The 15,875-nt window shown below is 30.5% G+C and carries 15 protein-coding genes; 1 reads left to right on the top strand and 14 read right to left on the bottom strand.

Translation table 11 applies throughout. The features are described 5' to 3' along the window. Positions 1 to 84 precede the first annotated feature (84 nt). From LQE93_RS10535 to LQE93_RS10480, 12 genes are all read right to left on the bottom strand, one after another. Positions 85 to 1,092, bottom strand: coding sequence for a DUF4179 domain-containing protein (locus tag LQE93_RS10535; RefSeq protein ID WP_186838365.1), 1,008 nt, complete (start codon positions 1,090 to 1,092; stop codon positions 85 to 87). A 3-nt stretch (positions 1,093 to 1,095) separates the two neighbouring features. Beyond that, positions 1,096 to 1,608, bottom strand: a complete 513-nt coding sequence (locus LQE93_RS10530; protein ID WP_055267719.1) for a sigma-70 family RNA polymerase sigma factor — start codon at positions 1,606 to 1,608, stop codon at positions 1,096 to 1,098. A gap of 211 nt (positions 1,609 to 1,819) precedes the next feature. Beyond that, complete coding sequence (gene carB, locus LQE93_RS10525) at positions 1,820 to 5,029, bottom strand: carbamoyl-phosphate synthase large subunit (RefSeq protein ID WP_231073516.1); 3,210 nt, start codon at positions 5,027 to 5,029, stop codon at positions 1,820 to 1,822. 13 nt (positions 5,030 to 5,042) lie between these two features. Next, positions 5,043 to 6,092 (bottom strand): carbamoyl phosphate synthase small subunit, encoded by a 1,050-nt coding sequence (locus LQE93_RS10520; RefSeq protein WP_055267785.1) that lies wholly within the window; start codon positions 6,090 to 6,092, stop codon positions 5,043 to 5,045. Positions 6,093 to 6,347: 255 nt separating this feature from the next. Next, the gene (locus LQE93_RS10515; protein ID WP_231073514.1) at positions 6,348 to 7,244 is read right to left on the bottom strand and encodes a dihydroorotate dehydrogenase; all 897 of its coding nucleotides are present in this window, start codon (positions 7,242 to 7,244) and stop codon (positions 6,348 to 6,350) included. 19 nt (positions 7,245 to 7,263) lie between these two features. Then, complete coding sequence (locus LQE93_RS10510) at positions 7,264 to 8,001, bottom strand: dihydroorotate dehydrogenase electron transfer subunit (RefSeq protein ID WP_231073513.1); 738 nt, start codon at positions 7,999 to 8,001, stop codon at positions 7,264 to 7,266. Between the two features lie 14 nt (positions 8,002 to 8,015). After that, positions 8,016 to 8,888, bottom strand: a complete 873-nt coding sequence (gene pyrF, locus LQE93_RS10505) for an orotidine-5'-phosphate decarboxylase (RefSeq protein ID WP_231073511.1) — start codon at positions 8,886 to 8,888, stop codon at positions 8,016 to 8,018. A gap of 16 nt (positions 8,889 to 8,904) precedes the next feature. After that, positions 8,905 to 10,104 carry a dihydroorotase gene (locus tag LQE93_RS10500; protein WP_186838361.1) on the bottom strand — a complete coding sequence of 400 codons (1,200 nt, stop codon included), beginning with the start codon at positions 10,102 to 10,104 and terminating at the stop codon, positions 8,905 to 8,907. A 2-nt stretch (positions 10,105 to 10,106) separates the two neighbouring features. Continuing rightward, positions 10,107 to 10,538 (bottom strand): aspartate carbamoyltransferase regulatory subunit, encoded by a 432-nt coding sequence (locus LQE93_RS10495; RefSeq protein WP_186838360.1) that lies wholly within the window; start codon positions 10,536 to 10,538, stop codon positions 10,107 to 10,109. Then, entirely contained in the window at positions 10,538 to 11,458 is a 921-nt protein-coding gene (gene pyrB, locus LQE93_RS10490; RefSeq protein WP_055267704.1) for an aspartate carbamoyltransferase, read from the bottom strand. The genes LQE93_RS10495 and pyrB overlap by 1 nt, the downstream gene beginning before the upstream one ends. A 223-nt stretch (positions 11,459 to 11,681) precedes the next feature. Then, positions 11,682 to 12,353, bottom strand: coding sequence for an orotate phosphoribosyltransferase (gene pyrE, locus LQE93_RS10485; protein ID WP_055267702.1), 672 nt, complete (start codon positions 12,351 to 12,353; stop codon positions 11,682 to 11,684). Positions 12,354 to 12,455: 102 nt separating this feature from the next. Further along, positions 12,456 to 13,106, bottom strand: a complete 651-nt coding sequence (locus LQE93_RS10480; protein WP_231073509.1) for a TVP38/TMEM64 family protein — start codon at positions 13,104 to 13,106, stop codon at positions 12,456 to 12,458. A gap of 589 nt (positions 13,107 to 13,695) precedes the next feature. On the opposite strand from LQE93_RS10480, the gene LQE93_RS10475 reads away from it, so the two are divergent. Next, positions 13,696 to 14,196 (top strand): DedA family protein, encoded by a 501-nt coding sequence (locus tag LQE93_RS10475; RefSeq protein WP_055267698.1) that lies wholly within the window; start codon positions 13,696 to 13,698, stop codon positions 14,194 to 14,196. Between the two features lie 140 nt (positions 14,197 to 14,336). Here LQE93_RS10475 and LQE93_RS10470 read toward each other — a convergent pair whose 3' ends face one another. Both LQE93_RS10470 and yidA read right to left on the bottom strand, forming a co-directional pair. Further along, entirely contained in the window at positions 14,337 to 14,993 is a 657-nt protein-coding gene (locus LQE93_RS10470) for a nitrite reductase (protein ID WP_055267696.1), read from the bottom strand. A 16-nt stretch (positions 14,994 to 15,009) separates the two neighbouring features. Then, positions 15,010 to 15,816: a sugar-phosphatase gene (gene yidA / locus LQE93_RS10465; RefSeq protein WP_055267693.1), complete on the bottom strand. Its 807-nt coding sequence runs from the start codon at positions 15,814 to 15,816 to the stop codon at positions 15,010 to 15,012. Between the last annotated feature and the right edge of the window lie 59 nt (positions 15,817 to 15,875).

Here is a 15,875-nt window from a genome sequence, read left to right as displayed (position 1 = left end):
CCTTAATGCTACATAATATGTTAAATCTGTTCATGTAAATCTAATTTTCAAATTTATATTTATCATCAAATATCAAAACTAATATTATTTTATTATTATAGTAAATTCTTCCCCAGTTATTTTATAATCATGGCTCATTTTACCACTTTCTTTTGGGTATGCCACTGCATATGGAGTTAATGTTAATATTTTTGCCTCTGAAGAAATTTCTATTTGATTTTTCATCACACCACTAGTGATTTCTTCATAAGAACTATAAAACTCTACTTCATTTCCTAAGTCATCATGACCTTTTAATACCAAATCATATACATTATTCTTATCCTTATTTTCGATTGAGTAATAAATTTTTTGTCCTATATCATTACTTCTATATTCGTTAAGAGTTATCTTTTGTCCATTTTCTAAAACAAATGAATTACCTATTTTTATACTCTTACTATTCGCTGCTAAAGTATCTCCATTAGCTGTAAATTCAAATTTCCATGGTCCGTTAACCTTATTTTCTCTATCATTAATATATAAATATGCTGAATCATATTTTATTTCTATATCTAAATCACCAGCTTGTAGTTCCTTATCTAATTTATATGTTAAAACAACTTCTTCAGTATATTCATCAATTTGTTTACTTGAACCACCTGCTGCACTAGATATTCTATTGCCATTAATGTACACATTTCCATGTAAAGATATATGCCCATTATTATCTAGATTCTCATCTGACTTTATTGTTGTTGATACAATAATCTCATCCTTATCTAAAATAACTTCATTTAACTGAACTGTTACTCCATCCTTACTTATTGCACTATTTACTACTGTTTTGTAATCATCTAAATTTCTATTAATACCTAAATAATTTCTAATATCAAACATTGCTAATTTAACTGTTGCACTTATCTCATTAGAGAAAACTGTTCCAACTATAGCTATACAAAAAGACGCAGCTATAGTTGCAGCTATTGCACTTTTTCTAATTCGTTTCGTATTTTTATATTTTATATCCTTATATCCTTCAGTTGCAGCATTTTTAATAACTTCATCTAATTTTGAAGAAACTTTTATATCATCAATATTTATATCTTTCATAATTTATACCTCCATATATATTTTTAACTTTTTTAAAGTTCTATTTAATCTACTTTTTACTGTTCCTAATGGTACATTAGTTTTATGTGATATGTCTTTTAATGATTTATCTTCTAAATACCTCATTACTATTAGTTCTCTTTCTTTTGGTGATAACTTATCTAAAGCAATTGCAATATCTTCCTCAAAATCACTTTTAGTATTTTCTATAATTAAATTATTTTCATAATCATTTATATTTACCAAAGTAACTTTACTATTTTTCTTTATATAATCCTTACAAACATTTATAGTGATTCTAGTAATCCAAGTATTAAAATATTGTGGCTCTTTTAAGTTTTTTAATGATTTTATAGCTTTTATGATTGCTTCGTGAATACAATCTAAAGCATCATTTTCATTTTTTAAATACATAAAAGATACTTTATATAAATTTTCTTTAATTGGCTCTATTAATTTAACAAAGCTCTCCATATCACCTTCAACTGCTTTTTTGAATAATAGTTCGTTAACCACTTATAACTCCCCTCTCCGAATCGATTCGTATAATAGACGATTATATATGTAAAAAGGTTCCATACTAACATCTAAAAAAATAAAATGATGCAATTACGCAGCCTTTTATTCATTATTATCATTAAATTCTATATAAAAATATTTGCTATACATCATTATAAATAACCTAAAAAGAGTGCAAACCATTCCTGATTTGCACTCTAAGTTTCAACTAAATATTAGCTATATCAAATACTTCTAAGTTTTTCTTATCTATTTCATTTACCTTAACATCAGCTATAGCTCTTAATGTATCTAGAGCTGTTATAACTCCTATATTTCTTTCTATAGCAGCTCTTCTAATTAAGAATCCATCTCTCTTAGAATCGTTACCCTTAGTTGGAGTATTTACAACTAAATCTACTTCTTTATTCTTAACTACATCTAATATGTTTGGTTCCTCTTCATTAAGTCTTCTAACTATTTCACAGTCTATTCCTGCTTTTCTTAATAGTTCACAAGTTCCTTCTGTAGCAATAAATTTATATCCTACTTTAGCTAAATCTTTTGCTATTGGTAAGAATTCAGCTTTATCGTGCTTATTGATTGTAGCTAATATCTTTCCTTTTTCCATTGAAGGATACATACTTCCACCAACAAATCCTTTGTATAAAGCTTCTTTAACATCCCTACCTACACCTAAAACTTCTCCTGTAGATTTCATTTCAGGACCTAAAGACACTTCAACTTTTGGTAACTTTTGAGTTGAGAATACTGGAACCTTAACTGAAACTAATTCTGGCTCTGGATATACATCCACCCCGTATCCTAAATCAACAAGCTTTTCTCCAAGCATAACCTTAGTAGCTAAATCAACTATTGGAACCCCACTTACCTTACTGATATATGGAACTGTTCTTGAAGCTCTTGGATTAACTTCTATTACATAAAGATTTCCTTCAAATTCAATGAACTGAATGTTTATCATTCCCTTTATTCCTATAGCTAATGCTAACTTCTTAGTGTAATCTAATACTTTAGCCTTAATTTCATCACAGATGTTTTGGCTTGGGTACATAGTAACTGAATCTCCTGAGTGAACTCCAGCTCTTTCTAAGTGTTCCATTATACCTGGGATTAATATGTTTTCTCCATCAGATATAGCATCAACTTCGATTTCTCTACCCATTAAGTATTTATCTATAAGTATTGGATTTTTCTTATCCTTCATAAATGCATTCTTTAAGTAGTATGTTAACTCTTCTTCATCATGAGTTATTTCCATACCTTGTCCTCCAAGAACGTATGACGGTCTCACAAGTACAGGGAATCTTAATCTTCTAGCTTCTTCTATACCGTCTTCTAAAGTCCAAACACCTTTCCCCTTAGGTCTAGCTATGTCAAACTTTTCTAATAACTCTTCAAACTTTTCTCTATCTTCAGCCATATCAATTTGGTCTGCTGTAGTTCCTAAAGTCTTAATTCCTTTTTCCTTTAAGAAATTAGCAAGCTTGATTGCAGTTTGACCACCGAATTGAAGAATTACTCCATCTGGATTTTCTTTTTCTATTATGTTTAATACATCTTCTTCAGTTAATGGCTCAAAATAAAGCTTATCTGAAATATTGAAGTCTGTACTTACTGTTTCTGGGTTGTTGTTAACTATTATAGTTTCTATTCCCATCTTCTTTAATGCCATTACACAGTGAACTGAAGCATAGTCGAATTCAATACCTTGTCCTATTCTGATTGGTCCTGAACCTATAACTATAACCTTCTTCTTGTCTGATACTTCTACTTCATCATATTGCTCATAAGTTGAGTAGTAGTATGGTGATAATGCTTCGAATTCTCCTCCACAAGTATCAACCATCTTATAAGCTGGCTTTATGTTCCATATGTCTCTTAATCTGTAGATATCGTCTGGCTTAACTTTTAACATATCAGCTATAGCCTTATCTGAGAAACCTTTCTTCTTAAGATTTAATAACCATTCTTTATCTAAATCATCTATCTTGCTTAATTTTAATCTTGTTTCTTCCTGAACTATCCACTTGAATTTTTCTAAGAAGAATATATCAATTCCAGTTATCTTAGCGATACTTTCAATTCTGTAGTCTCTTCTTATCATTTCTGTAAGAGCAAATAATCTTTCATCATCTGGCTTCATTACAGCTTCTTTTAATTCTTGTATACTCATTTCTTTAAACTTTGGATGATCTAAAGAATATTTTCCTATTTCTAAGCTTCTTATACCTTTTAATAATGCTGCTTCTAAGTTAGCACCTATAGCCATTATTTCTCCAGTTGCCATCATCTTTGTTCCTAAAGCTCTATCTGCTGTAAAGAACTTATCAAATGGCCATTTTGGAATCTTAACTACTACGTAGTCTAATGTTGGTTCAAAGCATGCATATGTCTTTTGAGTTACTGCATTTTTGATTTCATCTAATCCATATCCTAAAGCTATTTTAGCTGCAAGCTTAGCTATTGGGTATCCTGTAGCTTTTGATGCAAGTGCAGAAGATCTTGAAACTCTTGGGTTAATTTCGATAACTGCATATTCAAATGAGTTTGGATTTAAAGCAAATTGTACGTTACATCCACCTTCGATTCCTACAGCATTTATTATGTTTATAGCTGAAGTTCTAAGCATTTGGTATTCTTTATCTGATAATGTTTGAGATGGGGCTACAACTATACTATCTCCAGTATGAATACCAACTGGGTCAATGTTTTCCATGTTACATACAGTTATACAGTTTCCGTAAGAGTCCCTCATTACTTCGTACTCTATCTCTTTCCAACCTTTAACTGATTTTTCTAATAAAACTTGTCCAATTGTGCTTAATTGTAATCCTGATGCAAGAATAGTTCTTAACTCCTCTTCATTCTCAGCTATTCCACCACCAGTTCCTCCTAATGTATAAGCAGGTCTTACTATAACTGGATATCCTATCTTGTTAGCAAAAGATATTCCTGATTCCATATCAGTTATTATTTCAGATGTGATAACAGGCTCGTTTATTCTGTTCATCATATCTCTAAATAATTCTCTATCTTCCCCTTCTTTAATAGATGCTATTGAAGTACCTATAACTTTAACATTATATTTATCTAAAATTCCAGCATCAGCTAAATCTACCGCAAGGTTAAGTCCTGTTTGACCTCCCATACCTGTTAAAAGACTATCTGGTCTTTCTTTGGCTATTACCTTTTCAACAAACTCTACTGTTAATGGCTCTATGTAAATTTTATCTGCTACTTCTTTATCTGTCATTATAGTAGCTGGATTAGAGTTAACTAATACAACTTCTACACCTTCTTCTTTTAAAGCTTGACATGCTTGAGTTCCTGAGTAGTCAAACTCAGCCGCTTGTCCTATAATGATTGGTCCTGACCCTATAACTAAAACTTTTTTAATATCTTTATTTAATGGCATTCTCTAATTCCTCCTATAGTGCATATTCCATAAATCTATCAAATATATATTCGCTATCCTTTGGACCTGCTGCAGCCTCCGGATGGAATTGAACTGAGTATATCGGTAAAGTAGTATGTTTCATTCCCTCTATTGTTCCATCGTTTATATTTATATGAGTTGCAACTACACCTTCTGGTAATTCATGAACTACATATCCGTGGTTTTGAGAAGTTATGTGTACCTTATTTCTTTCTAAGTCTTTTACTGGATGGTTACATCCTCTGTGTCCGAACTTTAACTTAGTAGTTTTCCCACCTAGTGTTAACCCTAATAATTGATGTCCTAAACATATTCCAACTATCGGCTTAACTCCAACTATCTTCTTAATATTTTCTATTACGCTTCCTAAATCTTCTGGATCTCCAGGTCCATTTGATAAGAATACTAAGTCAGGGTTAACTGCTAATATTTCTTCTGCCCTTGTGTTCATTGGGAATACTGTAATTTTGCAACCTCTTTTTTTGAAATTTCTTATAATGTTTGTTTTTATTCCAAAGTCCATTATTGCAACGTGCTTACCAGTTCCTTCTATTGTATAAGGTTTTTCTGTTGAAACTATACTAACAGCTTCTTTATTTGAGAAAGCCTTAATCTTTCCTTCAACATCTTGTAATGTTTCTGCTTCTAAAGATATTATTCCTCTCATTGTACCATTATTTCTTAATACCTTAGTTAAAGCTCTTGTATCTATTCCTTCTAACCCAATTATCTTGTTTTGCTTTAAGTAATCTTCTAATCCGATTTCACATCTGAAGTTATTCGGGAAGTTACACTTCTCTCTTACTATAAATCCTTTTACATTTGGAGTCTCAGATTCATTATCTTCTAAGTTGATTCCATAGTTCCCTATTAGTGGATATGTCATAGTTACTATTTGTCCGTAATAAGATGGATCTGTTAATACCTCTTGGTATCCTGTCATCCCAGTAGTGAATACTACTTCTCCTACACTATCTTTTAAGTGTCCAAATGCATTTCCTTCGAATATCATCCCATTTTCAAGTATAAGTCTTGCTTTCATATTTATGTTTCCTCCCATAAGCGAACCTCTAAATTTTAATTTAGCTAGGTGACGTTAAGTAAGATTCTAAGTCTCTAATTTTAGAAATCTAACCTATATATGTTTTACACCTACCAACATATGTTAGTAGGTGCTTCCTTACCCCTTATCCTAATTTAGTCAGATTTTTCTTTACTTTATTCACGTAAATAATACGCTTTAAGTAATCCTACTAAATTAACTTCAATAGGTGTACCATATTTCTCTATCTAATATTTATATAATTCCTATTATTTCATTTATATCTTTTATACCTTGTTCCTTACAGAACTGTTCCATTTGCTCTATAATCTCTTTACCTGCATTAGGATTAAAGAAATTAACTGTTCCTATTTGAACTGCACTTGCTCCAGCCATCATAAACTCTATAGCATCAATTCCTGAAACTATACCACCTAGCCCTATTACTGGTACGCTTACAGCCTTTGCTACTTCATGAACCATTCTAAGTGCTACTGGTTTAACTGCTGGCCCTGAAACCCCTGCATAAACATTATCGAATACTGGCTTTCTCTTATATGGATCTATTGCTAATCCTTTAAGTGTATTTATTAATGAAATTGAATCCGCTCCAGCTCTCTCACATTCTAATGCCATCTCTACTATATTTTCAGCATTAGGTGATAGCTTAACCATTAATGGCTTATCTGCTATTTTCTTTATCTTTGATACAACATCATAAGCTACTTCTGATTTAATTCCAAAAGCCATTCCCCCTGATTTAACATTAGGACAAGAAATGTTAAGTTCTATCATATCTATATCTGTTCCTCTTAGCTTTTCAACTGCCGTTTCGTAATCTTCGATACAACCTCCACCAACATTAGCTATAATGTTAGTGTTTAACTTTCTCATCTTTGGAAGTTCTTCTGATATAAATCTTTCTATACCTGGGTTTTGAAGTCCAACTGAATTCATCATTCCTGATGGTGTTTCAAAAACTCTTATTCCATTATTACCATCCTTAGGATTTAATGTTAATCCCTTTGATGATATTCCTCCAAGCATCCCAACATCGTAAAACTCATTGTATTCACTTCCGAAGCCAAATGTTCCAGATGCTGCTATTACAGGATTTTTAAAATCTACTCCATTTATATTAACCTTCAACATATCACGTACTCCTTAGTTCCTATAGTTCAACATAGTTTCCATCAAAAACTGGACCGTCTTTACATGTTCTTTTATTTCCATCTTTAGTTTTGCATGTACATACTAAACATGCTCCAACCCCACAAGCCATATGTTTTTCCATTGAAACATATACTTGAACTCCCTTTTCTTTACACATTTCAACTACTTTTTTCATCATAACTTCTGGCCCGCAGCATAATACTGTATCATATTTATCAACTTCTAATAAATCTGTTACAAATCCCTTATGACCATACTTTCCAGTATTAGTTGAAACATATCCATCATTTATGTACTTACATAATTCATCAGTTAAATATATGTCATCTCTAAATCCAGCATAAAGATCCATCTTCATACCTTTATTCTTTTCTCTTAGCTTCTTGGCAAGTTCCACCATAGGTGCTATTCCAATACCTCCAGCAACTAAAGCAACATTACCATATTTCTTATCTATATCGAATCCATTTCCAAGAGGACCTGTTAATTCTATAGTTTCCCCTTCTCTAAGGTTCGCAAACTCTTTTGTACCTTTACCTACAGTAGCATATAAAAATGTTACTGTTCCTTCTTCCTTTTCAGAAACACTTATAGGTCTTGGAAGTAGTGTTGCACCTTGATGCTTTAACATATAAAATTGACCTGCATTTACTTTATTATGGTCTTCAACCACCATTTTATATATTCCATCTACTATTTCTGTATTAGATAATATCTTTGCTTTCGTATACTTCATGATATTGTCCCCCATTACTTAGATTCTACAGCTCTTCTTATTTCATCTCTCATCTTTATAGCTTCTTCTCTTGCACAAGCTGCAAATTCCATTTCTCTATTTTCCTTTTTATACGCTAATAATATTCCTCTTGATGAATTTACTACTCCACCATTTCCATTCTTTAAGTAAAGAGCTACATCTTCAGCTTTTCCACCTTGTGCTCCATATCCTGGTATTAAGAAGAATATATCATTATATCTGCTTCTTATTTCCTTACCTTCTTCAACATGAGTACATCCTATTACTCCACCGATTTGAGTATATCCGTACTTACCTTTAACTTCTTGACCCATTTCAGTTAATCTATCACCAACAGCGTTGTATAACTTTTTGCCACCTACTATATCAAGATTTTCAAAATCTTCTGCACCTGGATTTGAAGTTCTAACTAGTACGAATACTCCCTTTATTCCTTCTTTCATGTAAGGTAGGTATGGTTCGATACTATCCATTCCCATGTATGGACTTAGAGTTATAAAATCCGCTTCAAAATCTCCTGTAAAGTGCGCCTTTGCATATTGTGAAGCTGTCGCAGCTATATCTCCTCTTTTTATATCTGCAATTATTATTGCATCTTTTTCTCTTAAATATTGAAGTGTATTTTTGTAAGCTATTAATCCTTCAATTCCTAAAGCTTCATAGTAAGCTATTTGAACTTTAAAGCAAGCTACAACATCTAAAGTTGCATCTATTATTTCCTTATTGAAGTGGAATAATGCTTCACTTAAAGTTCTTCCTTCTAATACGTGGCTTGGAAGATACTCAACAGCTGTATCTAACCCTAAACAAACTACTCCTCTTTCTTCTACTCTTTCATATAATTTATCTATTATTAATTTATCCATTTAAAATTCTCCTTACTTAAGCTTTATAAACTACATTTCCACCTTTTATTGTCATCTTAACTTCACCGTAATATTCTCTTCCGTGGAAAGGTGTATTCTTACCTCTTGATACAAATTTATCTCTATCTACAGTAACCTTTTGATTTAAATCTACAAGTACCATATCTCCATCTTTTCCAACACTTATTAATCCCTTATTCATTCCTAAAATATTAGCTGAATTTCTAGACATTAATTCGCTTAATTTATTTAATGAGATATTATTTTCTTTAACTAGCGTCGTGTAGCATATTGAAAAAGCAGTTTCTAATCCAACCATTCCTGGCGCTCCATTTTTCTTATCTTCTTCAGTATGTGGAGCGTGGTCTGTTCCTATGCAATCTACAACACCTTTTCTTATAGCTCTTATTAAAGTTTCTACATCCTCTTTTTCTCTTATTGGAGGATTTACTCTATAATTACTTATGCTACTATCTAAAGCTAAGTGATGAGGTGTTACTTCACAAGTTACATTTACACCTTCTTCTTTAGCTCTCTCTATAGCATTTATTGATTCTACTGTACTTACATGAGCCATATGAAGATGTGCTTTAGTTACTTTTGCTAGATATAAATCTCTTATTGTCATTAAATCTTCTGCCATTCTCATATCTATCTTTGAAAATGTCTTATCTTCAGCATGTGACATAACTATCCAGTTATTTTCTCTAGCTACTTCCATAGCCTTCATCATTACGCTTGAATCCATAACTCCTACACCATCATCTGATATAGCTTTTACTTCTTTATCATCTTTAAACATATTTAAATGTTCTATATTGCTACCTTTGAAGTTTTCAGTTATTGAAACACATTGGTGTATATCTGTTAATCCAACTTCTTTTGCTCTATTTCTTACATGATTTAATACTTCATAGTTTGAACATACTGGCCAAGTATTAGCCATTAAACAAACTCCTGTATATCCACCTTTTACTGCTGCTTTAGATCCAGTTTCAATATCTTCCTTTTGAGTGAATCCTGGTTCTCTAAAGTGTGCATGAGTATCTATGAAGCTTGGCATTAAAGTTAGGCTGTTTCCATCTATAATTTCAACATTATCCTTTTTTATATCTTGTCCAACTTCCTTTATTATTCCGTTCTCTATATATACATCTCCATGGAAGTTTTGAAACGCATCTACTACATTAACGTTTTTTATCAATAAGTTGCTCATTTTTATACCTCACTTGGATTAATTATTGTATCGCAATACTGACATTTGTAAGATCCTTTATCTTCGTTAACAAGATCAAAAACATGCTCTAAGTATTTTTCATCACTTGTTATACATCTTGGATTGTTACATGTAATTATTCCTTTAATTTGCTTTGGTAATTCTGGTTTTATCTTTGCTATTATCTCTTCATTTTTAACTTGATTTATAGTTATTCCTGGCGATAATAACGCTAAAACTGTAAAATCTATTTCTGTAGCATTTTCTATCTTTATTATATCTTTTCTACCATTCTTCATACTTTTTGCATTTATTATTAATGCAACTTCATTTTCTCCATCTTCAAGTTTAAGATATTTAAATATCTTAACTCCTACCCCAGCTCTAATATGATCTAATACAAATCCATTTTTTATACTTGTAATCTCTAACATTACGCTACCCCCAATAACTTAGCCATTAAAGCCATTCTTACATACATACCAAACTCTGCTTGCTTAAAGTATGCTGCTCTTTTATCTTTATCAACTTCAACATCTATTTCATTTACTCTTGGAAGTGGATGCATTATTATCATATCTTCTTTAGCTAATTTCATCTTTTCTGCATCTAAAATGTAGCTATCTTTTAATCTCATATATTCATCTTCATTAAAAAATCTTTCTTTTTGAATTCTAGTCATATAAAGGATATCTAATTCTTCTATTACATCCTCTATCTTTTCTACTTCTCTGAATTCTATATTATTTTTATTTAAAACCTCTTCTCTTATATATTGAGGTATTCCTAATTCTTTTGGTGATATTAAAACAAACTTGATATTTTTATATCTTGACATGGCTGTTATTAAAGATTGAACTGTTCTACCATATTTTAAGTCTCCACAAATACCAATAACATGATTGTCTAATCTACCTTTTAAAGTCTTTATCGTTAAAAGGTCTGTTAGTGTTTGAGTTGGGTGTTGGTGCCCTCCATCCCCTGCATTTATAACAGGTACTGATGAGTACATACTTGCGACCTTAGCTGATCCTTCTTTAGGATGTCTCATTGCTATAATATCTGAGTATATAGATACCATTTTTATAGTGTCTGCTAAAGTTTCACCTTTTGCTGCTGAGCTTGAATTTGGTTCTGAAAACCCTAATATCTTTCCGCCCAATCTCATCATGGCAGCTTCGAAGCTAAATTTTGTTCTGGTACTTGGTTCATAAAACAGAGTAGCTAGTATTTTTCCTTCACATACGTGTGAATACTCTTCTGGATTTGATATAATTCGATGTGCTAATTCAAAGATTTCATTTAATTCTTCTATCGTAAAGTCCATTGGATTTATTAAATGTTTATTCATCATATAATTTTCCTCTCCTTCTTAACCTCTCTGGGCTAAATTTAAAGAAATAATAAAAAAATGTCTTCCTTTATCTAAAGGAAGACATAATAATCCCGTTGTCTAATAAAAATTACACTTCCTTTTAAATCTCTCTGGATTTCATTAAAGGTTCTTTATTTTAATCTAAGATACCATTTTTTTTTAATGCTGTCAATATTTTTAGAGAGTTTCGGTTGTAATTTTTTTATACACCATATTTTTCATAATATTTTTCTATTGCAACTTTGATTTTGTCGTCTATATATACTTTTCCGTTCAATTCTCTGTTATATAAGTACTCTACAACTTCTTTCATTGTAACTATTGAGTAAGTTTGAATTCCAAACACCTCTTTAATTTCTTCTTGAGCTGACTTTTCACCTCTACCTTTTTCCATTCTATCAACAGAAATTATTAATCCTTGTATTTGTGGATTTCCTTGCGCTTTTAATATTGGTGCAGTTTCATATATTGAAGTTCCAGCAGTCATTACATCTTCTACTATTACAACTTTCTTATCAGAGTCAATCTTAGCTCCTAGTAATATTCCACCTTCACCGTGATCCTTTACTTCTTTTCTATTTGAACAATATTGAACATTTGCTCCGTAAAGCTTATTCATTGATACTGCAGTAACTACTGTTAGTGGAATTCCTTTGTATGCAGGTCCAAATAAAACATCTACATCATTATTAAAATGTTTCTTTATAGCTTCAGCATAAAAATCACCAAGCTTACTTAATTGTTCCCCAGTAGTATAGTTTCCAGTGTTAATAAAGAAAGGGGTTTGTCTTCCACTCTTAGTAGTAAACTCTCCAAATCTTAATACATTACTTTCAATCATAAATTCAATAAACTGTTCTTTGTACTTATCCATTTTATAACATTCCTCTCTACAAAAATATTCTCTTGTATTGTAACACGATTAATTAATTAATCCAACATTTTATCTTTTATAGATTAATCTGGATATAAACTACTATCTTTTGACTAATTTCTTTGCGAAAATTATCCCAAAAATAATAATTATTAATGGCAATATAAACTTCACGGAAAATGGATTATTAAAGTTCATTCCTAAAATTACATAACAAAGTGTTTCAGGAGCTACCCCTAAAACTGATGCCCAAATAAAATCGCTATACTTTATTTTAGTTAATCCACAAGTATAACTTAATGCATCATATGGTAATATTGGAGGAAGTCTTAATAAAAATAGTATTTTAAATCCATTTTTCTCAAGGTTTTGGTCTAGCTTTACAAATCTACTTCCGATTAAATCTTCTACAAAACTTCTCCCTAAAAGCCTTGATAAAAAAAATGCCACAGTCCCAGAAATATAATATCCAATCATAGTTAGTATAAATCCCCAAAAAGCGCCAAATACTTTTCCAGCAGCTATAGCTATTATATTTGATGGAATTATAACAAAAAAAGGTTTTATCGCAAATATCAAAAGATATATCGAAGACGAAAAAACACCATTTTTTCTTATAAAATTAGCTATTACCACTATACTTAATTTACCATTAAGATACTTTACATTTAATATTAAAATAGTCAGAGCTACAAATATTATTGTTAATAAAATATAAAATTTGCCTCTATTTATTCTATCCTTTTTATTCATCTAATCTTACCCTTAAACCTTCATATTTTCATAATAAATATTCATTCTAAACTTACCGTTTTTACTTATATATTTCTAAAAACAGAAAAAACCTTATATAAATACTAGCAAACAATTCATCTTTAATATTTATATGTAAAATTTCTTAGCTATACGCTTGATTTCAATATTTTACTATAAAAACATTTTGTATACAGTTTCTTAACAATTATCATTGTTATGATTAGATATAATAGTATTAAGTTATATTTTATCTAAGGCATTATATGAAAAATAAATCTATATGGTATTTATCCCAGTAAAAGATTTGCTTACATATTGTGTGAACTTTATAGCGAAGTTATAATATTAGAATAATTAGGTTAGAATGGATTTAAAATTTTATATTATATAAGTACTTTACCTGATGTTTATTCTACCTTATAACTCTATAACTTCTAATTGAAAATATCTATATTTCTCAAATAGCGGTCATAACTCGGTAGTATCTTATGAGGTAAGTAACTATGGACAACTTACCTTAATAAGAAAAAATATAAAGGTAGCTTCACCACTATATATTACATTTATCAAGTATAAGGAGAAACAAATGACAAATTTAATAGAAACTTTAAAAGCTAATACTTTAGTAATTATTTTTATAATTATGTTCTTAGAAGCATTAAATCTTACCGGTATTCCTGCAATCGTAATTATGCCAGCTGTAGGTGTTTTTATAAAAAGCAGTGGACATTCTTTTCTGATAGTTTTTGCTATTGCAACTTTAGGGTCAATTCTTGGAAGTATAACTTATTATTTAGTGTCATCCAAATTTGGTGATATCATATATAACTTTTTTTATAATAAATTTCCGAGTACTCAAAAATCACTAAGAAAAGCTAAAGAAACAGCTGAAAAATATGGAGCTAAGATGTGTCTTATTGGTAGAATGCTTCCTACGATTAGAACTTTTATATCTCTAATGTCTGGGATTTTCAAAGTTAAATTCAAAGATTATATAATATATTCCTCTATTGGAATTTTTGTATGGAATCTTGTTTTAATGTCTTTTGGATACTTTGGATATATTTTATCAACTATGACATTTTAAAATTTAAGAATTAATAGTAACTATTCATAAAAAAAATCCAGCAGAATAATATTTATATTTTGCTGGATTTTAAAATATCCTCAAAGAAATTTTATCTTAGTTTAATGGTTAATTTTAAAGTATCAACTCTTAACTATTAATTATTTTGCTTTTTCTATTACATCTGCTTTAAATTTTTCTATTCCTAATCTTTCTATCATAAATCCTAGCTTTTCACCTAACTCAGCATTTTCTCTATAATAATCAAAGATAGAATCTATAAGTTTTAAAGTTTGCTGTTCATCTAAATCTTTTGCAATAATATCTGCAATTCTTGGATTAAACCCTGCTGAACCTCCAGCAACTACCATTAATCCTGTTACATCGGCTATTACTCCTACATCTTTAGCATAAACACTTCCACAAGAATTTCTACATCCAGCAACTCCTATTTTAGTTCTACAAGGCATATCCTTCTTGCCATACTTTTTAGTTAACTTCATTCCAATTCCTATAGTATTATACTTGCTTCTTTTGCAAAAGCCCGCTGGACATATTTCTACGTTCTTAACAGAATTAGCCTTTACAACAGCTGGTTCCATCCCTAAGTCATCCCAAATTTGTGGTAAATCCTCTTCCTTAAGATTTGTAATTAAAATTCTTTGACCTGACGTTATTTTTAATACACCATTATACTTCTTTGAAACTTTAGCTATTTTTTCTAATGTTTCTGCACTTACAAATCCGCCAGGTATATCTGGAGTTATTGCATAAGTTCTTCTTCCATCTCTAATTTTTTGAAGGTTTCCATAATGCATAAAGATTTAATTCCTCCTAAGATAAAACAAATTTTTCTATAGCTGTTGCAACTCCATCTTCATTATTTGAATCGGTTATGTAATTAGCAGCTTTTTTAACTTCTTCAAAAGCATTTCCCATTGCAATTCCCATTCCTGCATATTCAATCATGTGTAAGTCATTTCCTGCATCACCCATAGTTATTACTTCTTCTCTCTTTACACCTAAATGCTTAGCTAAAAGCTCAACACCTACACCTTTATTAACTTCTTTATTTAAAAACTCTAAGAAGTAAGGAGTACTTCTAACAACTGTATACTTTTCAAAAACTTCCTTTGGTAAATTATCTACAGCATTTTGAAGTATTTCAGGCTCATCTATCATCATTACCTTTATGTAACTTTCATCATTTTTTATATTTTCAAAATTTATTTCTTGTATTGTTATGTTATTTATACTTGCTTCAACTTCAGTATACTTACTATTTTTAGGAGTAACTAGTCCATTTTCTTCAGAGAATGCGTGAATATTAACACCCAATTTTTTGCTTAAATCGTAAAGATAATGAACATCTTCCCCTATTAATCCCATCTTGCATACAACTTCTCTGCTCTTTGTCTTTAATACTAATCCCCCATTATAGCTTAAAACATAATCATTATCTGTGTACATATCTAACTCTTCTAAGTATCTAGTAACACCATCAATTGGTCTACCTGTTGCAAGAACAACTGTTACACCTTTATCTCTCGCCGCTTGTATTGCCTTTTTAGTTCTTTCTGTTACTATTTTTTCTTCATTTAATAAAGTTCCATCCATATCTAATGCTATTAATTTATACATATAATTCACCGATCCTTGCTTCAAAATATCGGTACTATTATAACACGAAAGAATGTTTT

This window comes from Clostridium sp. NSJ-145, assembly GCF_021044725.1.
GTDB classification, from domain to species: Bacteria; Bacillota; Clostridia; order Clostridiales; family Clostridiaceae; genus Clostridium; species Clostridium disporicum_B.
The sequence above is the reverse complement of the archived record's forward strand: the minus strand, read 5'-3'. Positions and strand labels throughout refer to the sequence as shown.